Source organism: Streptococcus parasanguinis, assembly GCF_019929185.1.
GTDB lineage: Bacteria > Bacillota > Bacilli > Lactobacillales > Streptococcaceae > Streptococcus > Streptococcus parasanguinis_O.
The window spans coordinates 28,824-55,515 of record NZ_JAHZPC010000012.1; the positions used below are offsets into that span (position 1 = coordinate 28,824).

Here is a 26,692-nt window from a genome sequence, read left to right on the forward strand (position 1 = left end):
GAAACACCTTTACCCTTATATTTTACATCACCATTTTTATATTTACCAAGCGAAAACGCAAATTCAAAAACTTCTAATTCTTCACTTCTGCATTTTCGCTTAATATAAAAAGTAAATCTTGTTTTAAACCGTTAAATTCCTCTATAATTTTATCTAAACTAGTTTCAATATTCTCAACACGGATCTCTGATAGTTTTCCATGGTTGTATGAAATCATTCTTTCAGCGATAATATGATATGACCAACTCTCAGTGAAACGTCTGTCTCTTTCTTCGTTATGGATAGCAAAACCAATTGGAAGAAGATTATTTCTAAGACCTATCGCAACTGCTTGTGAACTTATGCCTAAATAATCACCAGCAATTTTTAATGTGATTTTATTTAATTTTCTAATATCTTCGTCGGTATATTTCGGCATGTTAGTACTCTTTTGTTATAATTCAAAATGCAATATCATCTATGTAAAAATATCTTAATACGATGCTATCTAGTCGCTTTCCCTAATAATAAAATTAATATGTAGCATACCATACTCTAAAAGCTAATTATCTAAAAGCTATTCAATGAAAATTGATTCTCAATCAAAAACAATCTCTTCAAATTCATAGTTACGATGTTTTCTATGAAATCCTAAAAATATTTTTCGGTAAATTACCTTTTACTATAGTTCTTTTCTTTTTCTGTAAAGTGAAAAACACCATTTAAAAGTAAATCCATTAGTTGGCTCCAGACTAGACGTAAATAGTTATTTATTATCTAAATCAAAACCAATCTGCCAAAATCCCATATCAAGAATTTTCATTTGAGGATATAGCATGTCAGCAACAATAAATTTTTTGGGGACTGAATCTAATTGTTCTATGTTGTTCTCATAAAAAATTACTAGTTGTAAAATAGATTTAATGTTATAGGTTCCAATGACAACCTTTTGTGATTTTAATCCAAAAACAAAATATCTATCAAAAGCTGGTACACAACCGAGTGTGGCCATTTCGATATATCTATGTGATTACAATTAATTTTAACTATCTAGAAAATCTTTCAAAATTTCAAAAACTTCATCCCTATTCAATAAAATATCATCATTTTGAGGAATAGTTGATATCACAGACTCAAGTTCTATCACAAAACGGTGCATATCTGCTTTCACCGTGTCACTAGAGGTTATATTTGACAGTTTTTCACTCCCTACTAATAGAGCTGTTAATCGAGTAATATCGTTCAAATGTTTTTTTATGGCTTTACTTAAACCTTGAATACCTGTGGCAGAGCGTTCTCTCATATCCAACCAAGCTTTAGCCTTGAAAATAATTAAACCACGATTACTCAACACCGAGTATCCCTGAATGGATTCTTTTTCATGCACCAATATATTATAATAATCCTTATCCAATAATAAGGCCGACAAACTAGCATCTTCATCAAAATGTAAGGGTGTTTCTCTCCCCTCCTTCTTTAATGGGTATTCTGGTAAAATACTAAATAGTTCAATCATAGAAGGAAACTCAGGTTTATTTGTTGTAAATCGAAATAATTGCGCTTTTTCATCCTTCTGACTTCCTTGATATTCTCCCAATTCTAAAAAGTGATTCAAGGTATCATAAAATTCCTTATTTTTTAATTCATCTATGATGACCATATCATAATCTTTTGTTGTCCGACTTTTAAACCCTTGCGAGTCCAATACAATAGAGGTTGCAGTCCCTCCAATCAAAACATAATAGTCTTGAAAATTCGCAAACATTTCTTGAAAAATAGCTTTCGTATTAGCTGGCATCATCTTCTCCTAGATACTGTAATATATTATTTTTTAGTACTTCAATCTCTTCCTCCACACGTGGATCATCATCATCTTTTAAGGTCAAATAAAGAGAAATAGGATCTACAAACTGTCTATCTTGATTTTCTTTAAAATCGTTCCAAAATTCAGATACAAAAGGACTATATCGCCATATCTCTAATACCTTGCCTTCTAAAACATGCTGAGAAAATGGCAAGGATAATTTATTGAATTGTCTATGTGATATGACATAGCTACTATTTTCATCCGATTCAGCTAAAAAAGTCAAATAGGATAAAGCATACGTACCACCGTATAGAAGCCTAGAAGCAGATTTTATATTCTCTAGATCTATATTGGGCAATAAGAGCCGTTTTTTGATTGGATTAAATAAATAGGACTCTGATTTTAAGAATAATTCTTTCTTTGATGCAGTATAGGTGTAAAGTTTTTTTGGCTTATTTAACCAATCTAAAGTTTTAAAAGTCCTCAAACATCTATAAATCGTTGAGTTTGGAAGTCCAGTTACCTGTGAAAGCATATCAACATCTACTACTTTTTGACCTTTTGTCAATAAAAAGGCAATCCAAGTTAATTGTTCGCTAGGTGTTAATTCTTTAGATGTTGCAACATCATCATTAGCATTCAATACTAATCCCAATGGAGGAAAAAAGAGATTTCCCTTGAAATCTACAAAAGGAACTCTAGCTTGAAGGAGTTGTTTTTTTTCAATGTCAGATAGCTTTGAAAATACCAAAATAACGTCCATGCTAGCTTTTTCACCCATAATACGAGCTTGAGTAACAAATGAGTCTAAACTTCCTCTTCTCTTTTCTTTAATCAATAAAAATGACTCCTTATGAAACTTCATTTGGACATATTGAAATCTTTTTTCAAAACTAATTGGTAAAGTTAAAGCTATTTTTTCAACACTTACATTAATATAAAACGATTGAAAAATAGAAATTATCTTTTGAACATTCATTGTTTTTCCTTTTTATCATTTTTTACGTATTTTATCAATTTAAATGATAAAATGCAAGTTTTTTGATAATAAAAAGCGACTTACAAAAACTATATGTCACCAAAATATTAGAAAATTTCAAGTAAAGACTCTCTGTTTCGTCGTATAAGCAAAATTCATGGCACTATCTACCTGAGAAAACCGTCTACCATCAAAATTAGTTTCTGATAGCAGAAATGAATCATCTGGATAGACCTTCTAGACGAAAGACACATGACCATATAAAACAAAGGTTCCATAACTGGCTATCGACAAAGGAGATCATAGCTCCAGCCCTTGGAATAGAGCCTATGTCACCATCCAGAATTGCAGCGGTTGCCACCTAGTCTTGAGCAATTCCCATGGTGTTGATATTAGGAATCTTTTCCCCATTTCTGCCCTTGAATTTTAATCCTAACTGCTTGATCCGACCTGCTACTTCCCAAGTACACTAGCCATAGCATCGCCACCTCCTGGAATCGAGTTATCATAAAGTTCCCCTCGTACACTTTCAAAAGCCTTAGAATCACTTTGAGCCGTACCTCTGTTTGGCTGACAAAAGCCCTTTTCAATATAGTAATACCACTCTATATCTCTTGTCTGGCGTTCGAGTAACTTATCTCCTGAATTACCCTACCAGAAGGTTAGAAAGAACTGGGCGAGAATAACTGAACTACCCGTATTTCCAAAGAAATCATTAAGCCAATTGGTATAATGGGGATTGTCCTCCCAACTAAGACTAAGAGACAGCTCTTGGCGGTCTTTAAGAACCGCATAAATCACCTTGACTTTCATTTCCATATCCCCCGTTCATCCTCAAAGAGAATCTTTGGAATCTTGTAATAGCGCTCAGACGTTTGATATTGATTTGCTGTAATCCATTTCATGAGATACCTCCCCACTCTTTTATCTCCAGTTCACCACTTGGTTGGATTTGAATCAAGCCACTCTTTTCCAAATCAGCCATCACAGCTGTTGCTTCAACAATATCCAGGACAATTTGTCGGACTAGATAAGAAATCACGATATAATGTGATGACGGCATTTCTTTCTACAAAATTTCTCCTTAAACGCAAAAAAAATCGAGAACCATATAGAATAGTTCTCGGTTGAGATATAAATATTTATTATTGTATTCATTTTTCTGATATGCGGGCGATATCCACAAATACATTTACTTCTATGTACCATTTTAGGACTTTTTTGATGTCAAAATTGCCTTTATCTACAAAGACAAAATACTTGTACAATAACTTGAAATCAAGAATTTACACCCATTTAGTCGTTATAGCAACACTACGCACTCAGCGGTTCGCTGTTACCGTATCATTTCGTCGGTTTCCCTCCTCATTCTACGAATCCTATTACATGGGCAGATCATATACTTCTACTTCGCTAATGCCTCAACATGGTGCGTTTGTGGGACTCAAAAGGTTCAGTGAACCTTTTGAGGATTAACTCCGTTTCACTAACAAACTAACACACTCGACGTGGTGCGTTTGTGGAAACAGATCAACCGGTTGGACTTTCTTCAATTCATAGCCCAACTCTTGATAGAGTTTGATATCACGCGCCATGGTGGCGACGTTACAGGAGATATAGGCGATGCGGTCAGCGCCTGTTTGGGCACTTGCTTTGATAAAGCTTTCGGTCAAGCCCTTGCGTGGGGGATCGACTAGGATAGCAGTTGGTTGGATGCCTTCCTTGAGCCAATTCTTCATGGCATTTTCAGCTGTATCGCAGACATAGTGAGCATTGCTGATATCGTTTAATGCAGCATTCTTCTGGCTATTCTCCACTGCTTCGGGGATGACTTCTACGCCATAGACTTCCTTGACATGTTTGGCAACGGATAAGCCAATGGTCCCAATTCCGGAGTAGGCATCAATGACCACATCCTCTTCTCTTAGTTCTGCAAAATCAATAGCTGTCTGGTAGAGCTTCTCTGCCATTTCTGTATTGACCTGGTAAAAGGCTGGGCCAGAGATTTGGAAGCTATTGCCCAACATTTGGTCGGTAATGTAATCTTGACCATAGAGAAGCCGCCATTCTTTTCCAAAAATCGCATTGGTATTCTGGTCATTGATATTTTGCATAACGGATTTGATGGCTGGGAATTGCTTGATCAACTGCTCGATCAACTGGTCCACACGGAAAATCTTGGGACGAGTGGTCACCAAAATGACCATGATTTCTCCTGAATGGTGACCTCGGCGGACCACAAGATTGCGGATCAAGCCAGATCTTTCTTTTTCATCATAAGGCTTGAGGTCAAAACGACGAATCAAATCCCTAAGCGCCAAGATTACTTGGTCAATGACTGGATCTTGGATATAAAAGTCTTCAATCGGCATCAAATCATGAGAGTTCTTCCGAAAGAAGCCTGTTTCGACCTGACCATTGACACGACGGACAGGGACTTGGGCCTTGTTGCGGTATTGGACAGGGTGATCCATCCCCAAGGTCAGGGGTACTTCGATATCAGAGATTCCTGCCATTTTATATAGACTATCCTTGACCTGCTTGGCCTTGAATTTTAGTTGCTCCGGATAAGCCAGGTGACCTAAGTCGGCGATTCCGCTTCGTAAATAGGCAAGATCAAGCTCTTCATTACGATGAGGGGATTTTTCTAAGTACTCCTCTACTTTTCCGTAACCGATCTTTTTGTTGACTTTAAGCACGCGCATGCGGACAACTTCTCCTGGAAGGGCATTCTCCACAAAAGAGACCAGGCCATCGACCTTAGCCACTCCTGCTCCTTCGTGGGTCAAATCGACAATATCAACGGTTACAATTTCATTTTTCTTTAACATAGTGTTCTATCTTTCTACAAATTAAAAGGGGTGGAGTTCAAAACTCCTATCCCCTTATTATATCATCTCAGTCCCATTTGGTACAATTTCTTTTTATAAGCATCGAAATCGACGAGCAAGCCTTGGCCACCGTACATATCGTAGGCATCGACCCAATCCCCATTTTCTGGGATGGTCACTCGTTCAATTCCTTTTCCAGCACTTCCAACCAGGCCAAGTCCATTGGTCAATAGGAAGGAGAAAGGTACATTGGTAGACGTCATAGCAAAGACTTTCCCAAGGGCTTCTGATCCCGTAAAGAGTTTGGTTGGATCCTTGATCTGGTGCATAATGGCAGACATGACCTCTTGCTGGCGACGGGTCCGGCCAAAGTCCCCTTCATCATCCTTACGGAAACGCGAGTAATTGAGAAGGGTCCGGCCATCCATCCGTTGCTTTCCAACCTTGATGGTTTGCTGCGGAACGACGCCGTCTTTCATATTCAAATCGTCTGGCACTTCCACTTCACTGACCTTTTCGCCATCAACCGTTGAAAACTGCGCATTCATCTCGACCCCATTTGGGAAGAGGGTATCGATCGCTGTCGCAAAGGTCTTGAAATCGACCATGGCGTAATATTGGATGTCAATATCAAAGTTATCTTTGAGCATCTGACGCACCAATTCAGCCCCTTGGTTGTTATTTTGCTCCCCAATGGTAAAGGCAGTATTGAGCTTCTGGTCATAGTAGCCATCATATTCAGGAATATTTTGCTGGCTCACTCCATCGATATGGACCAGTGTATCCCGCATGAAGCTGACCATCTTGATCTTGCCTTCTTTGTTATTGACGTTGACCACCATGATGGAGTCTGTCCGAGTCTCATCTGATTTCTCACCGATCCGACCATCTGTCCCCAAGATCAGGATATTGACCCCATCTCGCGACTTCTTGCCGTTAAATTTCTCGACGACAGCAGGCTTGGCATCTTTCCCAGCTGGTTTACTGTTGAGGCCTTTCACAAACATAAAGACCATGCCACCGATAATGAGCAAGAAAAAGAGAGCTATCCACTTGAGGATCCGCTTGACGCGGATCTTTTTCCGTGGTTTCTTAGGTAGATCGCTCGTCGCAGCGACTGCTTTTTTCTTTGTTTTTCTGCTACGTGATTGGTAAACAGGAAGGTCACCAATCGGTTCAGCAATCTCCCCTTGCACTTCTTCAGTAGCAGCTACTTCAGGCTGTTTAAGGGGGGCTGTTTCCTCATAAACTCCTTGGCTTTTTTTGAGCAAATAATTGTATTCTAGTTGTTCTCGTTCATTCAAATAATGAAAATTTGAGTATAAGTACTCTAATCGCTTTCGCTCATGGTGAGATAGAAAGTTGGATTCGTTACTCATCTTTTCTCCATTCCGTTATCTTTTATGGTATAGACCTGATACTGCCCCAAGACTTTTGTCTGAATACCCAAACTGTCTAATTCTTGATAGGCAAAGTGCACAAGATCAGGCGCTTCATTTAGGAGGTCAATAATGAAAAAGTATTCTCCTAAAGCTGTTTTTAGGGGGCGACTTTCAATCTTGGTTAAATTGATTCCCCGCCAAGCAAAGGTGGACAACCCCTTATAGAGGGCTCCTGCCAAGTTACTTGGCAAGGTTAAAGCCAAGCTAATCTTTTGACTCGAAAGATTCAAAGTTTCTGAAATCAAGGGCTCTTTTGCCCCTAGAATCCAAAAACGCGTGTAGTTGTCCTCGATTTCTTGGATGTCTTTGGCCTGGACTTCCAAACCGTACTCACTTGCTGCTGCCAGAGGGGCAATAGCTGCAATCTCCAATTCTGTATGTTCTGCTACATAGCGGGCTGCATAGGCTGTTGAAGCCGTCATTTCCATGGCCACATCTGGATAATGGGCCCTTAGAAAAGCCTTCCCTTGGGCCAAGGCCTGTGGATGCGAATAGACCGTTCGAATAGGCCGATCTTTTCTAGCCACCAAGAGCTGTTGCTTGATGGGATAGACCACTTCTGCAACGGCCTGGATGGTCCCTTGGTGAAAGAGGTAATCGATGGTCTCGTGGACACTGCCTTCGATAGAGTTTTCAACTGGGACGACTGCAAAATCAATTTCTTGATTTTCATAGGCCTTAATAACATCTGTGATCGTTCGATAAGCGATGCGTTCAGAAGTTGGAAAACTATGAGTCACCACATCGTGAGTAAAAGATCCCTTGGGACCTAGATAGCCTACAAGCATCGAATAATCTCCGCAATTTCTTCAGGTGTTTTGTCCTTAACATCCACAATATGGGTAGCAATATCCTCATACAAAGGCAAACGGCCATCAAAAATCTTCTTGAATTCTTCTTTGGTATTGTTTAAAAAGAGGGGACGTTGCATAGCTTTGTCATTTTGAATGCGACTGTACAAGGTTTCAAAATCCACGCGCAAATAAATGTTGTATGGATTTTTTTCCAAGAGGGCACGGTTATGTGGATTGACGACAATCCCGCCACCAGGGGAAATAATAGCTGTCTCGTTTTCCAATAAACGCTCTAACATCTCAGCCTCGCGATGACGAAAGGCTGCTTCTCCTTCCACTGCGAAATAGTCATTGATCGACATACCGATCTCTTCAACAATTAATTCATCCATATCATGGAATTTTGGATCAAGAATGCGACCAACAGTCGTTTTACCTGTTCCCATAAAACCAAGTAAAATTTTAGCCATGCAGTAAGGTCTCCAAATCTTCAAAAAAACTAGGGTAACTGGTGTTGATGGCCTCTGCCCGATCCAGCACCACATTTCCATCACTCACCAATAAGGCAGCAATGGCAGCCATCATCCCAATCCGGTGATCTCCAAAGGTCTCTAGGTCTGCTCCATGTAAGGGAGTCGGACCAGTGATGATCATGCCGTCTTCCGTTGGCACGACATTGGCTCCCATAGCATTGAGGCTATCTGCTACGACCTGGATGCGGTCCGTTTCTTTCACACGAAGCTCTTCAGCATCCGCAATCACGGTCTGGCCATTTGCTTGTGTCGCAAGTAAGGCGATAATCGGCAATTCATCAATCAAGCGTGGAATCAACTCCCCATCAATCCGCATCCCTTTTAAGGACGAAGTCATGACAGTAAGACTTGCCGAGACAGCTTTTTCATCCCGATCGTCAATGGTGAGATCTCCCCCCATTTCCTGGATGACATCGAGAATCCCTGTCCGCGTTTGGTTGATGCCAACATTTTCAATCTTGATCACACTATCTGGAAGGATGAGTCCAGCCACTAACCAAAAGGCCGCACTAGAAATATCTCCAGGAACGATGACTGTTTGACCCTGGAACTCTTGGCCACCCTGGATGTGGATAGTTTTTCCGTCTACCTGGATCTCCCCACCAAATTGGCGAATCATATCCTCTGTATGGTCACGCGTCTTTTCCTTCTCGATAATCGTCGATTCACCCTCAGCCTGTAGAGCAGCAAAGATGAGAGCCGACTTGACTTGAGCCGATGCGACTGGCAAACGGTAATGAATGGGGTGAAGCTGATGGGTTCCTTTTTCATGCAAAGGCGGGCAATCACGCTCTCCCTGGCCAGCAATTTCTACTCCCATTTGACGCAGTGGAATCGCTACACGATCCATAGGCCGTTTGGAAAGACTATCGTCTCCGACCATGGTCACTGAAAAATCCTGGCCCGCTAGGACACCTGATATCAAACGAATAGAAGTCCCTGAATTACCCATATCAAGGGGAGCTGTCGGAACTTGTAGGCCCTGAAAGCCTACCCCTTGAATCCGAATCACATCCCCGTCATCCTGGATGGAGACTCCTAAATCTCGAAACACCTGGATTGTAGAGAGCACATCTTCGCCTCGCAAGATATCATAGACCTTGGTTTCGCCCTTTGCAAGACTTCCAAAAATAATGGATCGGTGACTGATGGATTTGTCACCAGGGACACGAATGGTTCCCTTTAGACCCTTGCTATTGGTTCTTAATTTCATTGCCTTCTCCAGATGCTTTTCCTCATATTCTATCATAATTAAGGTATGAATTCAATTTTTGATCAAAAATTTGGAACAAAAAACGAATGTTTCCTAGCTTTTTTTGAGCTTCTTTTGATCTAGTGGCGAACGAAAATACCAGAGTCGAAATGACAACTCTGGTAGAAATTTCTACTTGTATAAATCTTGAATCGGCTCAAAGATGATCTTTTCAAGATCTGCAAGATAAATAGACAATTGCTGTTGTTTGGTGAAAAATTCATTCACAATCGGACTTGCTTGGATTTTTTCCATATAGTCCTTCATTTCTTGTTGCACAGCTTCTGTTGGAAGTTGACCGGATTGCATCAAGCCTTGCAATTGATTTTGGAAAGCGACGTATTCGTCAAACAGTGTTTTCGCTTCTGGATTTGCTTCGATCGCTTGTTTGCTTTCTACGACAGCCTTATATTCAGGAAGGTCTCGCAGGGTCCGAGAGAGTTCATTTGCTACATCATAAATATTTGCCATTTTCTGGGCTCCTTTACTGATAAGATACTTCTATTATACTGCTTTTCCTTCAATATTCCTAAAATGAAGCAAGCCTTTTGACGCAAATCCTTCTGTAGACTTAGCGAGCAAGGACGGTATAAGACGTCGCTTGGCTGATCAATGTTTGAGCCCGCTCTTGATCCTCTGCATTTTTGAAGGTCAGCTGCAAAATCCCGTGGATATCTTCACGATTCTCTTCATTAATGTGAATATTGACCAAGGAAATCCCTTGTAAGAGTTGTAAGATTTCGAGGATCACACCTTCCTGATCGGGGACATCGATAAAGAGATCATAGGCACTATCACGTCCAGCACGCTGATGGATCTGCATTTCTTTTCGGTGCTTCCGCCCTTCTTGGAAAAAGGACCAAATGGCCTCCTCGTTATCTGCTTGAATGGTCTCAGCCACCTGATCCAAACGCTCTTTGAAATCTGCAATCCGCTCTAATATCGCTTGAGGGTTGGACAAGAGAATAGAGGTCCACATGCCTGGCTCACTTTCCGCAATTCGTGTCATATCCCGAAAGCCACCAGCCGCAAAACGGCGGGTCATTTCATGATCTTCCCCATAAGCTACGGCCTGCTCGACCAGTGTCGAAGCTAAAATATGAGGAAAATGGCTGATCTGGGAAGTCACCCGATCGTGTTCCTCGGCGTCGATTTCAATAAAGCGGGATCCCAATCCACTCAGAAGCTCTTTCAACTCTTCCATGGCCCCCCCTGTCGTCAAGCTGGAAGGGGTAAAAATATAATAGGCATTTTCAAATAAGGTTGCATCTGCTGCTGCAGCACCTGTCTTATGACTACCAGCCATGGGGTGTCCTCCCACAAAGCGTACATCCTTATCTGTAAACACTTTTTCAGCTTGTGCGACAATTGCTGCCTTGGTAGAGCCTGCATCTGTCACTAGTACCTGGTTCTTCAAATTCAGGCCAGCTAAGGTTTCTAAGTAAGACTTGGTTTGCTTAATCGGAAGGGCCAAAATAATGATATCCGCTAAAGGGGCAAAGGATGCGAAATCATCCGTCACTTGATCCACCATTCCTCTTTCAAGGGCGATGGTTCTAGAGGCTTCACTCCGATTGTAGCCAAGAATGGTCACATTTGGGTGGGCCCTTTTAATCCCTAGCGCGAGGGATGCGCCAATCAAGCCCAAGCCTGCAATATATACAACTTTCTTCTCCAAAGGAAAACTCTTTCTCTTAAAAATTCTTAGTAAATTCCCGGTGCTTGGCAACGGCTTCTTTCAATTCTTCCAAGTTATCGGATGAGAATTTTTCAAGCACTTCTTTAGCAAGGACTGTTGCGACCACTGCTTCCATTACCACACCTGCAGCTGGTAGAGCCGTTGGATCGCTGCGCTCAACTGTTGCCTTATAAGGCTCATGGGTTTCAATATCCACACTCATCAAAGGTTTGTAGAGGGTCGGAATAGGCTTCATGACGCCACGAACCAGAATGGGCTCACCGTTGGTCATGCCCCCTTCAAAACCACCAAGATTATTGGTGCGACGGGTATAGCCAGTGTCCTGAGACCAGATGATTTCATCCATGACTTGACTCCCTTTTAGGCGACCTGCTTCAAAACCAAGACCAAACTCCACTCCCTTAAAGGCATTGATAGAGACCACCCCTTGAGCGATTTTGGCGTCCAATTTCTTGTCCCATTGCACATAGGATCCTAGTCCAACAGGCACACCACCAACCAAGGTTTCCATAATTCCCCCGATGGTATCACCATCTTTTTTCACTTGGTCAATGTAAGCCTTAACGGCTTCTTCTTGTTCTGGCACAACAATCGAAACTTCCGACTTCGCTGCCTTTTCCTTGATTTCTGAAACGGTTAGATTCTCGGGAATTGCAATCTCGATTCCCCCAAAATTAACAATGTGGCTGGCCACTTCAACGCCAATCTCTTCTAAAATCCGTTTAGCAACCGCACCAACGGCTACACGCATGGTCGTCTCACGGGCAGAAGAACGCTCTAAGGAATTACGAAGATCGTCAAAACGGTATTTAATCCCTCCGACTAGATCGGCATGACCAGGACGTGGCTTGGTGATCTTACGCAGATTTTTCTTTTTCTCTTCGACCGGTGCTACATTCATGATCTCCAGCCATTTTTGGTGATCCAGATTGGTCACGTTCAGCGTAATCGGACCTCCCATGGTCAAGCCATGACGGACCCCTGATGTGATCTCAACACGGTCACTCTCGATTTTCATCCGAGCACCACGACCATAGCCACCTTGTCGACGTTTGAGCTCTTTATTAATATCCTCTTCAGATAAAGGAAGGCCTGCCGGAACCCCCTCGATGATGGCTGTTAGTCGAGGCCCATGGGACTCTCCTGCTGTTAAATATCTCATACGACCTTATTCCTTTCTTTCTAAAAAGTCCTTCATTTCTTGAAGAGGGATTTGATGAATCGCTGCTTGCCCCAACTCTGGAACAATTACTAATTTCAAGCTAGTTCCACGCGCTTTTTTGTCATGGGTCAAGGCTTGATAAAGGGCTTCTTTATCCCAGTTCTCATAGGTCACCGGAAGACCAAATTTCCGGCACATTTCTTCAATTTTTTGAGTGATTCCTTTTGGCATCAGGCCCTTTTCTTCTGCAACTCGGGAGAGCTGCACCATGCCCATACTGACGGCTTCTCCATGCATAACTTGCCCATAACCAGCTGTCGCTTCAATAGCATGCCCAATGGTATGCCCAAAATTGAGATATAGTCGAATGCCATTGTCCAACTCATCTGCCACAACATGGTCTCGCTTGACCAGACAAGAATGGGAAATGATGCTCTCTGCATGCTCTAAAATACTCTGGACAGAACCATCCATGGCTTCCAATTCTTCCCAAAGTTCAGTATCTTGGATGAGGCCGTACTTGATGACTTCGCCCATCCCCTCGATCAATTCACGTTGCCCCAAAGTCCTCAACACTTCAGGATCAATAAACACACCATCTGGTTGAGCAAAGGTCCCTACCATGTTTTTGGCAAGCGCTGTGTTGACTCCAGTCTTTCCCCCGATAGAAGAATCCACCTGTGCGGTCAAGCTAGTCGGGATCTGAACAAAGGAAATTCCCCGCATATAGGTCGAGGCAGCAAAACCAGCCAAATCACCAACTACGCCACCCCCAAGAGCGACGATTCCATCACTGCGCGTCATACCTTGAGTAGCTAGAAATTCATAAACTTTTGAAACAGTGGTTAGATTCTTACTAGCTTCCCCTTGAAGAAACTCAAAGCGCACCACTTGAAACCCAGCTTTCTCAAGGCTCTTCTCTACGATAGAGGCATATAGCTTAGCCACGCGGTTATCGGAAATGATGGCGACTTTTTTATCGCCCCAAAGAGTGCGCAACCAGTCTCCAACCTGGTTGAGACCACCTCTTTCAATCACAATATCATAGGAATGTCCTGGAATAGGTACCGATACGTTCATAGGAATCTCCTTCGCGTTTTTCTTTGATTCTATCTTATCATGAAATAGGGCACATGTCTCAATCAAAATGAAAAAGAGACTAGAGCAAGACTGTTTTTTAAAAATCAGGTCTTGTCTAATCTCATAAAGCTTTTTCAATAGGAAAAGGTAAACCCCTCTCTTAATCACATACAAATTGACGATATTCTGTTGTCAAAGCTTTCCATACAGACTCTGTAGGAAATACTTTCCCAGTCATTAATTCAAAGGCTGCTTCAGCTTGATAAAAGAGCATTCCCAGCCCATTTACCCTCTGGTTTCCTTGATTCACTGCTAATTGCAGAAAGGGGGTCACTGCCGGATAGTAGGCCATCTCTACGATTAAGGCCTGTGGGGGAAAGGTCAAGTGACTCGCTATCGGAAGAGACTCACTATCCATGCCTACACCAGTGGCATTTAAGATGAGATCGGCTTGATTAAAAGAGTTTTGAACTTCTTCATCTTTCTCAATCGCATACAATTCTATCATGAAATCAAAGGCATCTTCTAGCAACTGAACCTTGGAACGATAATGAACTAATCTCTCCTCTCTCACAAAGACAAGGATACGTTTCACACCTAGATGAATGGCCTGTGCAATAATCGCTAAAGCTGCACCACCTGCGCCTAAGAGAACCATTGTTTTTCCCTCAATAGAGAAAGCAGGAGGTAAACTACGAAAGAAACCAATTCCATCCGTATTATAGCCTTTCAGCTTGCCATCACGGTGAACAATGGTATTGACAGAACCGATCTTTCGGGCCATCTCATCCACTTCATCTAAGTAAGGAAAGACCTTCTGCTTATAGGGCATGGAAATATTGGCTCCAATCATATTCAACTTACGAATTTGGCTGATGGTGCTTTCTAAGTCTTCTTCAGCAATATCCCAAGCTAGATAAGCAGCATTGATCGCTGTTAATTCATAGGCTAGATTATGGATGAAAGGAGAAATACTATGACGAATGGGATGGGCAATGACCGCTGCCATCCGAGTATATCCGTCAATCTTCATTTAATAACTCCCGAATTCTTCTCATATTTTCAAGAGGAATTTGACCTGGGGCGCTTTCATCTCCGACTCTAGCATAAGACCAGGAAGAGCCTGTCAAATCAGCTGTCAAGCGCGAAATCTTCCCGACCTTGCCCATGGAAATGGTTACATATTCTTGCTCAGGATTCAGCGTCTTGAAACCACGCGTATAATTCATCAAGTCAAGAACATCTTGTTCATTGTGGGCCATGACAGATACTTTGACTAATTTTGGAGAAAAGCTGGTCAATTCCGATAAGATCTCCATCATATTTTCCGGTGTCTCTTGGAAATTGTGGTAGCTGAGAACAAGATTTGAAAACTCCAACATTTCCTCAAAGACTTCACGGTGACTATAAAACTCGAAATCGATATAATCTGGATGATAGATAGATTGAATATCTTTCAGAATCCCAACATATTCCTCGTTGGTCAGCTCCATCTCTCCACCTTCAGCTCGAGTCCGCAAGGTGAATAAAATCTCGCGTCCAGCAAATTTTTCAAATACTGCTGGAGCAACGGTTAAGATCTCGCTTTTTTCTAAAAAGTCCGCACGCCACTCAATAACATCTGCATCCTCGTAACGCGAACCATCTAGTTGTTGCGCCTCTTCTAAGGAGCGAGGCATAATCGAAACAACTAACTTCATACATCCACCCTAATCGTAAATACTTTTAAGTAATTACTACTTTCTTCTTTCTTGTTCCATCGAAAATCTCCCGGAAGGCCGTATTCCGCTACATAGCGATGCTTACGGCCTTGAAATCCCTTTTCGATTTGTTTTTTAAATTTTTCTTTGGTCACATTTGCCGCATTGGTACTGAGAATCAAGGTCCCACCTGGATTTAAAATCTCGAGGGCCTCGCTGACCAATCGATGGAAATCTTTAGCGACTGAAAATGTCCGTTTTTTATTCCGCGCAAAGCTAGGCGGATCGAGCACGATCACATCATAGCTTAGGTCATGGCGTTTGGCATATTTGTAATAGTCAAAGACATCCATCACGACAAAACGATGAGCATCCAGCGTCAAGCCATTTGCCACAAAATGCGCTTCTGATAATTCTCTACTTCTCTTAGCCAGATCGACCGATGTTGTCTCAACTGCTCCACCCATTGCTGCAGCAACAGAGAAGGCCGCCGTATAGGAGAACATATTGAGCAAGGACTTGCCAGCTGCTAAGCCCTCTACCAAGCTACCTCGAACTTCATGCTGATCCAAAAAGATCCCCGTCATCAAACCATCATTGAGAAAGACCTGGTAAGAAACTCCATTTTCAAGAATCAAAAATTCTTGCGGAGCTTCTTCTCCATAGACATGAGCCGATTCATAGTCCAAGCCTTTAAAGCGAATCTTTTCATAGCCACCTCGGACTTTAGGAAAAACTTCTTGAAAGGCTGCTAAAATGATTTCCTTGATCTGATACACATAAAGGTTGTACCAAGAAAAGACAACAAACTCATCATATAAGTCAACCGTAAAGCCGCCAAAACCATCTCCCTCTTGGTTAAAGAGACGAAAAGCAGTTGTCTTCTCATCTTCATAATAAGAACGGCGGTATTGCTTGGCTTTGATGAAAAGCTCCATAAAAAAGGCTTGATCAAAAGCAACCAACTCTTGAGAAACAAACCATCCAATCCCTTTATTTTGTTCAGATAAGTATCCGACTCCGAGAGATTGTCCATCTCCTGAAAGCAATTGAACAGCTTGATCCAAGGTAGGAAGCGAATCAAAGTCTTGCTTTTCAAGAAGCGATTGTCCTTGTTTTAATTTTCGAGCTACTTGCCGACTGACTGTGAGTTTTTTCATACCCTCTATTATAGCAAAAGTCTGCAGTTTTCACAAAGGGAGGCTTTATTTACTGGAACTTTTTTTACCATTTTATCCTAGCTCTCATCATTTAGCTTTAAACGATATAAAATACCGGATCTCTCCTATTTCTTTCCTCTTCTTTACAGTCATTTTTTTCTTTCTCCATAAAAATGTGGTATACTTGTATATGAAAATTTTTAGGAAATAAGACAAGGAAGTAACATTTTGTGAAAAAAATTACGAATTCGATACTCAATTTCATGAGTACCAGACTAGGATTTGTCTTGACCCTTCTGCTGCTCTACTGGTTCAAAACCATGTGGGCCTATTCAGTTGATTTTAATTTAGACATTCAGGGACCTTATCAGATCTTTCTAGCAGTGATCAACCCATTGCCGATCAGTCTGCTCTTCATCGGTCTAGCACTCTATATTAAACGAACCAAGCTCTTTTATAGTTTGGCCTTTGGGATCTACCTTCTCTTATTTATTTGGTTGATTTCCAACTCCATCTATTATCGAGAGTTTACAGACTTCGTAACGGTCAATACCATGTTGGCTTCGAGCAAAGTGTCTGCTGGTCTCGGAGCTGCTGCTTTAGAATTATTCCGCCCTTGGGATGTGATCTACATTCTAGATTTCCCTATTCTAGCTTTCTTCTTCTTTAAGAAATGGATTCGTATGGACAATCGTCCCTTCAATAAACGAGCTAGTTTTGCGGTTACCTCTTTATCGGCTATGCTCTTTTCGGCCAACCTTTTCCTTGCAGAAATTGACCGACCTGAGCTCTTGACTCGTGGGTTCTCAAACTACTATGTCGTTCGTGCCCTAGGCTTGCCAGCCTTTCTGGGTTATAGCGCTAATCAGACCTATGCTGCCAACAAAGAACGTTCCAAAGCCTCCGAAGCAGATTTAAAACCGGTGGAAGAATATATCCAACAGCATTACGCTAAGCCTAATCCTGAATACTTTGGAATGGCCAAAGGCCGTAACGTCATCTACATTCACTTGGAAAGTTTCCAACAATTCTTGATCGATTACAAGTTGAAAGTAGACGATAAAGAATATGAAGTGACGCCTTTCTTAAATTCCCTCTATCATTCGAAGGAAACCTTTGCCTTTTCGAATGTCTTTAACCAAGTCAAAGCAGGGAAAACGTCCGATGCTGAAACCATGATTGAAACGGGGCTCTTTGGACTCAACCAAGGTTCCTTTATGGTGAACTATGGCGGAACCAATACCCAACAGGCTGCACCATTTATTCTTTCAAAAAATGGTTACAATTCTAGCGCTGTTTTCCACGGGAATGCTGGAAGTTTCTGGAATCGAAATACAGCCTATAAACAATGGGGCTACAATTATTTCTTTGATGCTAGCTACTTCACCAAACAAGACAGCAGCAATTCCTTCCAGTATGGTCTTAATGACAAATACATGCTCAAGGATTCCATCAAATACCTCGAGAGATTGCAACAGCCTTTCTATACGAAGTTCATTACGGTTTCCAACCATTATCCTTATACGACTAGCTTGTCAGGAGATGATCTTGGCTTCCCTCTTGCTAAGACACAAGACGAAACCATCAATGGCTATTTTGCGACCGCTAACTACCTGGATTCTTCGATCAAAGCCTTCTTTGATTACCTGAAAGAATCTGGTCTTTACAAAAATTCCATCATCGTTCTCTATGGGGACCACTACGGAATTTCAAACTCTCGTAACCCAGCTCTTGCTCCTCTACTTGGTAAGAACTCTGAAACGTGGTCAAGCTATGACAATGCCATGTTGCAACGCGTACCTTATATGGTAGTCGTTCCAGGTATGGATAAGGGTAGCATCATTGATACCTATGGTGGCGAAATTGATATGCTCCCAACCTTGGAACATTTGCTAGGTATTGAATCCAACAAATTCCTCCAAGTTGGTCAAGATATGCTCTCACCAGATCATGATCAAATCGTCGCCTTCCGCTCCGCTAACTACTTTGTAACTCCTGAGTATACAAGCTATAGTGGCCGGACCTATTACACTAAAACAGGTGAAGAAATCACGAACCCAGACGAAAAAACCAAGGAAGAACTGGACAAGATTAGGGAAGCTGCTAACCTTCAATTGAAGATTAGCGATAGCATCCAGACCGGTGACCTCCTCCGCTTCTTCAAGGGCAATGATCTTGGAAAAGTCAATCCAGAAGATTATTCCTACACCAATTCCTTCAAGGCATTGAAGAAGATCGAAAAAGAAAAAGGTGACAAATCAACCAGCCTTTATAACCAACGTAGCAACCAGTCCACTGTCGATCTCTTCAAGGCACCAACTTATAAAGAATTGCACCCAGAAGATGATAGTTCTTCCTCAACTGAGACGAGTAGCAGTTCCTCAAAATAAAAGCAACCCCTGAGTAAAAACTCAGGGGTTTTGCGATTTCTTAAAAAAGTATCATACCTTACTTTTATCTAAGACTTCAAAAATAGAAGCTGTTAAATTCTCCACATAGAAGGGACGTTTATGGCGACTATTACCAACCATTAATTTCAATTTATCTGAATTTTGGAGGTAATATGGAAGCCCGCTGGCGTTGAAGATGACCAAGTACTTCTTGTCTCCTGTTAGTTCATAGATGACAAGACCACTGGTATCTGTCGCAGATTGGATAAAGACTTGTTGGTAGATGTTATCATAGCTTTCAAGCCCTAAGACAGGAAGACTGGTCTTCAAGGCGATCAAGCTTCGAATGTAGGCGATCGATTCCTTATTCTGACTGATCAAATCCCAATTGACCTGATTCACAAAATCTGGAGCATTGTAAGAATTCATGGCCCGCTCACGATCCAAAGGTGTGATCTCTCCATCAGGACCTGTCGCTACCAATTTAGTCCGCATAAACTCTTGACCCAATTGCATAAAGGTCATACCCTGGAAGAGCAGATTCATGGCCGTAGCCAACTCTGAGCGCTTGACCAAGCCTGCTACTTCTTCATTTGGATGGAGGGTCTGAAGCAAGTCAAAGAGATTATAGTTGTCATGAGCTTCCACATAATTTAAGACCTGGCTAGGCGTCGAATAATTTACAAGTTCCGCACTACCTAGAACAGCACGCGCAACGATGTTCTCTGTTGATTTTCGGCTGACAAAGCCACGTTTGATGGAACCATAAACCTCAGCCCCTTTAATAGCATCGCGCTCCGTGTCGTTAAAGAATCCAATACGTGGCAATTGCGCCGCATTGTCTTTCTTAGCCTTATCCTCTGGTGCGAGACCGGTTCCCATGTCCCAACCTTCTCCATAAAGGAGAATGCGAGGATCCAGAGCATCCATCGCCTCCCGAATAGCATTCATTGTCGTCACATCGTGAATGCCCATCAAATCAAAGCGGAAACCATCGATCTGGTACTCTTTTACCCAGTGCGTAAGGGAATCAATCATGTACTTGCGGTACATTTCATGCTCACTTGCCGTCTCATTACCGACACCTGTCCCATTTTGGAAGCGCCCATCTGGCTCCATCCGGTAATAATAATCCGGAACTGTATTTTGGAAAGGACCATGCTCAGTTGAGTAGGTATGATTGTAGACCACATCTATGACTACAGAAATCCCAGCTTCATGATAAGCACGGATCATAGTTTTAAGCTCTTTCATGGTTTGTTTGGGATTAGATGGATTTGTTGAAAAACTGGTTTCTGGTGCAGAATGATTCTGAACGTCGTAACCCCAATTGTAGGTCACACGACCTTCTTCATCGTACTGTTTATAGCGATCAGATATCGGCTGTAATTGCACGACATTGACCCCTAACTGACGGATATAATCAAAGGCAGTCGCATCGCCATGGCTATTGACGGTCCCTTCTTGGCAAGCCCCCAGATAGGTCCCACGCAAAGACTCGTCCACACCTGATGTCGGTGACTTGGTCAAATCCCGAAGGTGCATCTCATAGATCACTGCTTGACAAGGATTATCCAGGCGCCAGGGAGTCACATCGGCGCCTTTTTTAGTGCCCCAATCAAACTGACGATCTGCTCTTGAGAGAATGGCTGAGCGCATTCCATCGGCTGTCGTTGCAATGCTATAAGGATCGCGCGTCACTTGAGTCTGGTGTTCAAAATGCACACGATATTGATAAGCCATGCCACTTAAATTTCCTAGAAAATCTAGAATCCAAACACCTTGGGTGTTTTCTGGATGGTAGCTAGACTCTTGTTTGCCACGCATCATTGGAATAGTCTTCCAAATAGGCGCATCCAACTCTGTTGATTGATAGAGCAACAATTCAACTTTCTTAGCAGTAGGGGCCCACAGCTTAAAGCAATACTCCCCTTCTTCGTCACGATAACCAAGCCAGCCTTGATAAGCCCATTTGGTGTCAAATTCCTTGGCATGGGTCGCCATATCGTAGGCATGAGGCTGACGATGACTATAAGCATGACTCGTCAAAGCAGCTTGCAATGAATAATAGACAGTATCGTCCCCATCGAGAATCCAAACTTCTCGAACATACCCTTCTGGTAAGAGTTCGATTTCAAAATCACGGGTTTGGGTGAGCCAATCTCCTTCTTTAACCAAGACATGACCCCGGCTCAAGGCATCCTCACTCTCGTATACCAGATTTCCCTCTACTCCAAAATAATCTAACTTGGAGAAAGAGACTGATTTTCCTTCTACTTGATCCTGCCACTGCCACATATCATAGGCAAAATAATTTCCTTTTTGCTTATGAAAATGAAGCTTTACATGGTATTGTCGCATAACATTTTCCTATTTCCAATTTGATACCGAAGGAACCATTCGCTCGTGAAACACATACATGGTTCCAACTATTTGTTTTTATTCTTCAGATGTGTGAACCAAAGCATCGTTGTTGATTTCATCAATATTCGCAAAGAATTCCAAGTGATTATGAAAGACTTCCAATTCAACTGGAGTATCTCCCCCATATTCGCCATCTAGATTGATGCGGAATGGTTGAGCATTTTTCCCTAACATTTCGATCGACAACTTCTTGGTCTTGAGATATTCTACATTTTCATCGTGCACATGCTTGCCTCCATTAATAGCCTGAATCATCAAGGACAACATGTTAAAGAGCTTAGCAGTTTTTACGATAATCAAGGTGAAGTTTCCATCATCGAGCTTAGCATCTGGTGCGACACTTTCAAAGCCAGCAATCGAGTTGGTCAAGGCCACAAAAATCATAGACGCTGGCCCTTCAAAGACACCATTGTCGTGCTCAATCCGCACCTTACGAGCCTTGTTTCGCGGCAACATTTTAGCAGCTTCTGCCACATAGGCAAAGTAACCCAAGCGAGATTTGACACTGCTTGGGACACTGAAGGTCAATTCTGTCATGGTCCCTGCTGCAGCAATATTGATAAAATACTTACTGCCATAAGCACGACCAATGTCCATTTGAATGGTTTGATTCTTTTCGATAATGCGGGCAGCTGCCACTGGATCTCCCATCGGGATCTTCAAGGCACGCGCATAGTCATTGGTTGTGCCGGTTGGGATAAAGGCCATCTGCGGACGATTCTCCAGACCTGCAACTCCATTGACCACTTCATTAATCGTGCCATCTCCACCAGCAGCAATGATTAAATCAAAGCCTGCTTTGGCGGCTCTTTCTGCTTCATTTTGAGCAGAAAATGGTTCTGGAGTCGTTTGATAGGCGCTTGTTTCGTAGCCTACATCTTCGAGTACATCCAAGACTTCCGCAATATTTTTCTTGATAATTTCTTGCCCAGAGGTCGGATTATAAATTAAACGGGCTTTTTTGATTCGTTCTACCATAAAGATCCTCTACAAACTTTCAAGCCAGGCCTCATCTTCTACCTGGATTCCTAATTCTTGTGCTTTGGTTAACTTACTACCAGCGTCACTACCTGCAACGACCAAATCTGTTTTTTTGGAAACTGATCCAGTTACCTTAGCGCCCAGACTTTCTAATTTCGCCTTCGCTTCTGAACGCGTGAGGCGTTCTAGCTTACCAGTTAAAACGACTGTCATTCCTGATAGGGCTGCATCAGCAGCGACTTTTTCACCAAGATAAGAAAGATTGACTCCAGCTTCTTTTAGCTCTTGCAATAGGCGCTTGGATCCTTCTTGCGCGAAATAAGTCTTGAGACTTTCAGCCACGACCATACCGAGACTATCAATGCTGGAAATTCGTTCTGGATCTGCTGTAGCCAATTGATCGAGGTCATGGAATTCTTGGAGCAAGATTTGACTAACCTTGCTACCAACATGGCGGATCCCCAAACCAAAGAGTAACTTTTCGGCTGAATTCTCTTTTGAAACTTGAATGGCTTCATAGAGTTTTTCAGCAGATTTTTCTTTAAAGCCTTCTAAGGTCAATAGATCCTCGACTGTCAGACGATAGATCCCAGCTACATCCTCTACCAACTGAGCTGCGAAGAGTTTCTCTACAACAGCTGGACCCAAGCCTGTGATATTCATAGCATCCCGACTTGCAAAGTGGTTCAATCCTTCCTTAATCTGAGCTGGACAGAGCGGATTGATACAGCGAAGGGCCACCTCATCCTCGAAATGAAGCAACTCACTCTGGCAGCTCGGACAATGAGTTGGAATGGCTAATGCTTGATCAGATACCCGTTTATCTTTGACGACACGTAAGACCGCTGGAATGATATCACCAGCCTTGTAGACAATGACGGTATCTTCCTGATGAATATCTTTTTCAGCAATATAGTCCACATTGTGCAAGGTTGCGCGACTAACGGTGGTTCCTGCTAGTTGGACTGGAGTTAGATTGGCAGTTGGTGTCACAACACCGGTCCTTCCAACGGTCCAATCCACCGATAGGATTTTCGCTTCTTTTTCTTCAGCTGGAAACTTATAAGCGACAGCCCATTTTGGAGCCTTGACGGTAAAGCCTAGTTCTTCTTGAACAGCTAGGTCATTGACCTTGATGACGATCCCATCGATATCATAGGGAAGATCCTCTCGAAACTGAGCTACTTTTTGGATAAAGTCCCAAATTTGCTCCATATCCTCTGCCAACACTCGCTCTTGGTTCACGACAAACCCTAAGCGAGCTAATTTCTCAAGCACGCCTTCCTGACTGCTTTGATCAGTGGGACTCACTTCTTGATACAAGAAGGTCGCGAGATTTCGCTTGGCCACGATTTTCGTATCCAATTGGCGAAGCGTTCCCGCAGCAGCATTCCGTGGATTGGCAAACTCAGGCTCGCCATTTTCTTGACGGATCTGATTGACCCGATCAAAGGAAGCCCGTGGCATGTAGCACTCGCCTCGAACTGTGATGTTCACTGGCTCTGGTAACACCAAAGGAATGTCCTTGACCCGCTTGAGATTCTCTGTAATATCCTCACCGACAGAACCATCCCCACGTGTTGCTCCTGTTACAAGGACACCATTTTCATAGGTGAGGGAAATGGACAAGCCATCGATCTTCAACTCGCATACATAGCTGATAGAAGGAAATTCCTTACGAACACGCTGATCAAAAGCTTCTAATTCTTCACGTGAAAAAGCATCCTGCAAACTATAAAGGGGATACTGATGCTGGTATTTAGTAAAACCTTTTAAAACCACACCACCTACACGGTGAGTTGGACTCTCTGGTAAGATCTCATCTGGATGAGCTGTTTCTAGTTCCACCAACTCCCGATATAATTGATCGTATTCACTATCTGAAACAGATGGAGCGTCTTTTGTGTAATACTCATAAGCATAGCGATTGAGTAATTCCACTAATTCTTTCATTCTGGTTTTCATGTTCTTATTTTATCATAAAATCTTAATTTAGCCTTGAATTTACTGCATTCTTAGCATGAAAAAAAGGAGCCAGAGCTCCCTTTTCTTATTTTGTAAAATCAATCCGTTTAGAAAGTTGATTGATCACAATCGCTCCAAAAATCAAGGATGCAAATTCCCCCACTCCCATGGTCAACCAGTTATAGAAGAATGGTTGGCCTTGAAGGTAATAAAGTTCCAAGGCAATCGTAAACATGGAAATGGAAAAGAAAATCGCAAACAAGAAATGGTCCAACCGAATAAGACCGTCAAACAAGAACTTGTTTTTAAAACGACCAAATAAAATGAGTCCGAGTCCTAAGAAGACAAAGGTCGAACCTCCACCGACAAAGACATCGATCCATCCAAAACTAAATAAGTTAGCAATCATACAACCAAGAGTCACTCCAATCAAGTACTTCTTATTGTAGAAGGCTAAGAAATTCATCATCTCCGAAACACGGAATTGATAGCCATAGTAGGCCATAGCATTGAGAGGTGGGGTAATGGTCAATACGATATAAATCGCAGCAACAATGGCAATTTGTGCCATATCACGAGCAGTTAACTGTTTCATCTATTCTCCTTTAGCGGTTTTCCCGCGTTTAATATGCTTGGCGAAAGGATCTTAAGCACCAAGGGTCGAAGGTTTGATTTCTTCAACTTTTCAAGTATAGCATATTTTGAGGTTTTATGGTAGACTGAATTTATGAAAACACTAATTAAAAAATTTTTTGATAATGAAATTTTATCCTATCTCTTTTTTGGAGTTGCCACAACCCTTGTTTCCGTCGGAACCCGCCTCTTCATCTATCATGTGACTAGTGACGAACGATTAGCGACAGCTATTGGAAACATTGCTGGGATCCTCTTTGCCTTTGCGACCAACGATACCATTGTCTTTAAACAAGAAAGAAAGGGCTGGTTTCAGCGCTTGATCCGATTTGCGATTGCGCGCTCTGGGACCTTTATTCTAGATATGGCCTTGACCGAGATTTTTGTCAAGCAATTCCCAGGAATTATCGGGCAATTTGTCCACAATAACAAGAGTCAGATCAATCTAATCGAAACCCTCTTTGCACAAGTGGCCATTGTGGTCCTCAATTACGTCTTTAGTAAACTCTTTGTCTTTAAAAATAAAAACAAGGCTTGAAACGATTGTTTCAAGCCTTATTACTTTAAACTTCTATACTTGCATGTTCTGCACTTAATTGATAGATGGTGCCTTCAACCCCAAAATAATCCTTAGCTAGATCTTTCAATTCCTGCATGGCTGTTTGTGCCCGTTTGGCCTGCTCCTCGTTGATGGCTTCAATGACTAAAATAGCGTCCTTGGTATCTTCAGTTAGCATGGTTCTTTGAGCCTCACGCCAATTCAAACAACGGCAAACGGCGCCTTCTTGGTCGTAGTAGATGATCTCCCCTTCCAAAGCTGGCGCATCTTCGTCAGCTCCTAATGGAAAGAAAGGTTCGCCTCCCTTCGCTTGACCTAGAGAGAGGCCACCCACCAATTTATCCATATCTTCTCCCCCACAAGGAAGGGCATAGGCCATCGACACGCTATTGTAAAGATCCACCAAAGGATTAATCGGATAGAATTCACGTCCCTGGTGAACCCGTTTTAAGAGTGCCTCGATGGAAGATCGGGCTCCTTTTTTTGTTTTAAACTTGCTAAAAGCTTGGCGCCACTCTTGAACGAACTCACTCTGGGTATAGTTTTCTTCATCAATAAATTCCCATGCTCTCTTGGTACCCTTGTCCAACAATTCTTTAAAATAAGGATCCTTGGCTTCATCTACTGTATTATCAATACCATACAAGGACATCACTGTAATTCTAGCTGTTGGAAATAAATCCCAAAATGCTTGATCGACTGTCACTTTCATTGCTTTACCTCACTATAATTTCTTTTTTGACCTTTTTTGACTCGCTCCCAATCCAAGGTGATATTCTCTCTAACTCGGATGAGATAATCCTCTAACTGTGCGACTTCTTCTTTGGAAAATCCTTTTAAGGCAGTTGTCTCAGAGTAAAGATGTTCCCCTAAAATGAAGGGGTAAATCTGCTTACCTTTTTCAGTTAATTCCCATTCCTTGATTTTATGGTTTTCACCCCTTGGACGCTGCTGAATCAGTCCTCGTTCTTCTAATTTTTTTACAGACCTTGCAACGGTGGATCGATCTACTTTCAAGACTTCAGAGAGTTCTTCCTGAATCATTCCAGGTTGCTCGGCAATTCGCACCAAGTAGAGGTATTGACCACGCGCCAGGTCCAAATCTCGAAATTCAATATTTGCTATAGAATCCAGTGCTCGCGCAATGATGCCAATCTCACGCAAAATACTCATCTCACTCCTCCTTTCCTATTGACAATAGCATAACACATTTTTATTGCAAATGCAATAAAAATAGGTAAGAAAAAAAGAGGCTGGGACAAAAGTCCTAGCCTCTCAATTATTTTTGAATTGTCGAGCAAGACGCAGTGGTTGAGTGGGCT

The 26,692-nt window shown here is 42.2% G+C and carries 25 protein-coding genes, 3 pseudogenes and 1 riboswitch; of the genes and pseudogenes, 2 read left to right on the forward strand and 26 right to left on the reverse strand.

The annotated features are described in order from the left end of the window. Positions 1 to 73: 73 nt before the first annotated feature. From K1I56_RS07750 to K1I56_RS07845, 20 genes and pseudogenes are all read right to left on the reverse strand, one after another. Positions 74 to 418 carry a hypothetical protein gene (locus K1I56_RS07750; protein ID WP_001127479.1) on the reverse strand — a complete coding sequence of 115 codons (345 nt, stop codon included), beginning with the start codon at positions 416 to 418 and terminating at the stop codon, positions 74 to 76. Positions 419 to 745: 327 nt separating this feature from the next. Then, positions 746 to 991 carry a hypothetical protein gene (locus tag K1I56_RS07755; RefSeq protein ID WP_223325686.1) on the reverse strand — a complete coding sequence of 82 codons (246 nt, stop codon included), beginning with the start codon at positions 989 to 991 and terminating at the stop codon, positions 746 to 748. Between the two features lie 30 nt (positions 992 to 1,021). Continuing rightward, entirely contained in the window at positions 1,022 to 1,282 is a 261-nt protein-coding gene (locus tag K1I56_RS07760) for a hypothetical protein (protein ID WP_223325704.1), read from the reverse strand. A 30-nt stretch (positions 1,283 to 1,312) separates the two neighbouring features. Next, positions 1,313 to 1,777 (reverse strand): annotated as a pseudogene (locus tag K1I56_RS07765) (hypothetical protein); the annotation flags it as partial. Then, positions 1,767 to 2,765, reverse strand: coding sequence for a hypothetical protein (locus tag K1I56_RS07770; RefSeq protein ID WP_223325687.1), 999 nt, complete (start codon positions 2,763 to 2,765; stop codon positions 1,767 to 1,769). The gene K1I56_RS07770 and the pseudogene K1I56_RS07765, both read right to left, overlap by 11 nt. Before the next feature lie 117 nt (positions 2,766 to 2,882). Then, positions 2,883 to 3,509 (reverse strand): annotated as a pseudogene (locus K1I56_RS07775) (CHAP domain-containing protein); the annotation flags it as partial. Next, positions 3,507 to 3,670, reverse strand: a pseudogene (locus tag K1I56_RS07780) (replication initiator protein A); the annotation flags it as partial. The pseudogenes K1I56_RS07780 and K1I56_RS07775, both read right to left, overlap by 3 nt. Then, a complete protein-coding gene (locus K1I56_RS07785) occupies positions 3,667 to 3,828 on the reverse strand; it encodes a hypothetical protein (RefSeq protein WP_208448747.1) in 162 nt (53 codons plus the stop codon). The gene K1I56_RS07785 and the pseudogene K1I56_RS07780, both read right to left, overlap by 4 nt. Before the next feature lie 409 nt (positions 3,829 to 4,237). After that, complete coding sequence (gene rlmD / locus K1I56_RS07790; protein WP_223325688.1) at positions 4,238 to 5,596, reverse strand: 23S rRNA (uracil(1939)-C(5))-methyltransferase RlmD; 1,359 nt, start codon at positions 5,594 to 5,596, stop codon at positions 4,238 to 4,240. A gap of 62 nt (positions 5,597 to 5,658) precedes the next feature. Further along, positions 5,659 to 6,975 carry an LCP family protein gene (locus K1I56_RS07795; protein WP_223325689.1) on the reverse strand — a complete coding sequence of 439 codons (1,317 nt, stop codon included), beginning with the start codon at positions 6,973 to 6,975 and terminating at the stop codon, positions 5,659 to 5,661. Further along, positions 6,972 to 7,826 (reverse strand): prephenate dehydratase, encoded by an 855-nt coding sequence (gene pheA, locus K1I56_RS07800; RefSeq protein WP_223325690.1) that lies wholly within the window; start codon positions 7,824 to 7,826, stop codon positions 6,972 to 6,974. The genes K1I56_RS07795 and pheA overlap by 4 nt, the downstream gene beginning before the upstream one ends. Beyond that, positions 7,817 to 8,302, reverse strand: a complete 486-nt coding sequence (locus K1I56_RS07805; RefSeq protein WP_223325691.1) for a shikimate kinase — start codon at positions 8,300 to 8,302, stop codon at positions 7,817 to 7,819. The genes pheA and K1I56_RS07805 overlap by 10 nt, the downstream gene beginning before the upstream one ends. Continuing rightward, on the reverse strand, positions 8,295 to 9,578 hold the full coding sequence (gene aroA, locus K1I56_RS07810; RefSeq protein ID WP_223325692.1) for a 3-phosphoshikimate 1-carboxyvinyltransferase: 1,284 nt from the start codon (positions 9,576 to 9,578) through the stop codon (positions 8,295 to 8,297). The genes K1I56_RS07805 and aroA overlap by 8 nt, the downstream gene beginning before the upstream one ends. A gap of 171 nt (positions 9,579 to 9,749) precedes the next feature. Continuing rightward, a complete protein-coding gene (locus tag K1I56_RS07815; protein WP_003014453.1) occupies positions 9,750 to 10,088 on the reverse strand; it encodes a YlbF/YmcA family competence regulator in 339 nt (112 codons plus the stop codon). Between the two features lie 100 nt (positions 10,089 to 10,188). Beyond that, positions 10,189 to 11,295 (reverse strand): prephenate dehydrogenase, encoded by a 1,107-nt coding sequence (locus K1I56_RS07820; protein WP_223325693.1) that lies wholly within the window; start codon positions 11,293 to 11,295, stop codon positions 10,189 to 10,191. A gap of 16 nt (positions 11,296 to 11,311) precedes the next feature. Then, on the reverse strand, positions 11,312 to 12,478 hold the full coding sequence (gene aroC / locus K1I56_RS07825; RefSeq protein ID WP_223325694.1) for a chorismate synthase: 1,167 nt from the start codon (positions 12,476 to 12,478) through the stop codon (positions 11,312 to 11,314). Between the two features lie 6 nt (positions 12,479 to 12,484). After that, positions 12,485 to 13,558 (reverse strand): 3-dehydroquinate synthase, encoded by a 1,074-nt coding sequence (gene aroB / locus K1I56_RS07830; RefSeq protein WP_223325695.1) that lies wholly within the window; start codon positions 13,556 to 13,558, stop codon positions 12,485 to 12,487. Between the two features lie 160 nt (positions 13,559 to 13,718). Continuing rightward, positions 13,719 to 14,591: a shikimate dehydrogenase gene (aroE, locus tag K1I56_RS07835; RefSeq protein WP_223325696.1), complete on the reverse strand. Its 873-nt coding sequence runs from the start codon at positions 14,589 to 14,591 to the stop codon at positions 13,719 to 13,721. Beyond that, on the reverse strand, positions 14,581 to 15,258 hold the full coding sequence (gene aroD / locus K1I56_RS07840; protein WP_070660332.1) for a type I 3-dehydroquinate dehydratase: 678 nt from the start codon (positions 15,256 to 15,258) through the stop codon (positions 14,581 to 14,583). The genes aroE and aroD overlap by 11 nt, the downstream gene beginning before the upstream one ends. Beyond that, a complete protein-coding gene (locus tag K1I56_RS07845) occupies positions 15,255 to 16,418 on the reverse strand; it encodes a class I SAM-dependent rRNA methyltransferase (RefSeq protein ID WP_223325697.1) in 1,164 nt (387 codons plus the stop codon). The genes aroD and K1I56_RS07845 overlap by 4 nt, the downstream gene beginning before the upstream one ends. Before the next feature lie 230 nt (positions 16,419 to 16,648). Between K1I56_RS07845 and K1I56_RS07850 the strand changes: the two genes are divergently transcribed. Continuing rightward, the gene (locus tag K1I56_RS07850) at positions 16,649 to 18,808 is read left to right on the forward strand and encodes an LTA synthase family protein (protein WP_223325698.1); all 2,160 of its coding nucleotides are present in this window, start codon (positions 16,649 to 16,651) and stop codon (positions 18,806 to 18,808) included. Positions 18,809 to 18,859: 51 nt separating this feature from the next. Here the strand turns inward: K1I56_RS07850 and pulA are convergent, their stop codons facing one another. From pulA to K1I56_RS07870, 4 genes are all read right to left on the reverse strand, one after another. After that, positions 18,860 to 21,169: a type I pullulanase gene (gene pulA, locus K1I56_RS07855; RefSeq protein WP_223325699.1), complete on the reverse strand. Its 2,310-nt coding sequence runs from the start codon at positions 21,167 to 21,169 to the stop codon at positions 18,860 to 18,862. A 78-nt stretch (positions 21,170 to 21,247) separates the two neighbouring features. Then, positions 21,248 to 22,210: a diacylglycerol kinase family lipid kinase gene (locus K1I56_RS07860; protein ID WP_021153031.1), complete on the reverse strand. Its 963-nt coding sequence runs from the start codon at positions 22,208 to 22,210 to the stop codon at positions 21,248 to 21,250. A gap of 9 nt (positions 22,211 to 22,219) precedes the next feature. Next, positions 22,220 to 24,178, reverse strand: a complete 1,959-nt coding sequence (ligA, locus tag K1I56_RS07865; RefSeq protein WP_223325700.1) for an NAD-dependent DNA ligase LigA — start codon at positions 24,176 to 24,178, stop codon at positions 22,220 to 22,222. Between the two features lie 85 nt (positions 24,179 to 24,263). After that, positions 24,264 to 24,773 carry a QueT transporter family protein gene (locus K1I56_RS07870; protein WP_023917840.1) on the reverse strand — a complete coding sequence of 170 codons (510 nt, stop codon included), beginning with the start codon at positions 24,771 to 24,773 and terminating at the stop codon, positions 24,264 to 24,266. After that, a riboswitch (PreQ1 riboswitch) is annotated at positions 24,771 to 24,877 on the reverse strand. (Overlaps the previous gene by 3 nt.) Before the next feature lie 28 nt (positions 24,878 to 24,905). On the opposite strand from K1I56_RS07870, the gene K1I56_RS07875 reads away from it, so the two are divergent. Beyond that, positions 24,906 to 25,349, forward strand: a complete 444-nt coding sequence (locus tag K1I56_RS07875; protein ID WP_223325701.1) for a GtrA family protein — start codon at positions 24,906 to 24,908, stop codon at positions 25,347 to 25,349. 25 nt (positions 25,350 to 25,374) lie between these two features. On the opposite strand, the gene K1I56_RS07880 is transcribed toward K1I56_RS07875, so the two are convergent. Continuing rightward, complete coding sequence (locus tag K1I56_RS07880) at positions 25,375 to 26,082, reverse strand: B3/B4 domain-containing protein (protein WP_070666048.1); 708 nt, start codon at positions 26,080 to 26,082, stop codon at positions 25,375 to 25,377. Then, positions 26,079 to 26,543, reverse strand: coding sequence for a MarR family winged helix-turn-helix transcriptional regulator (locus tag K1I56_RS07885; protein ID WP_070595212.1), 465 nt, complete (start codon positions 26,541 to 26,543; stop codon positions 26,079 to 26,081). The genes K1I56_RS07880 and K1I56_RS07885 overlap by 4 nt, the downstream gene beginning before the upstream one ends. Positions 26,544 to 26,692 lie beyond the last annotated feature (149 nt).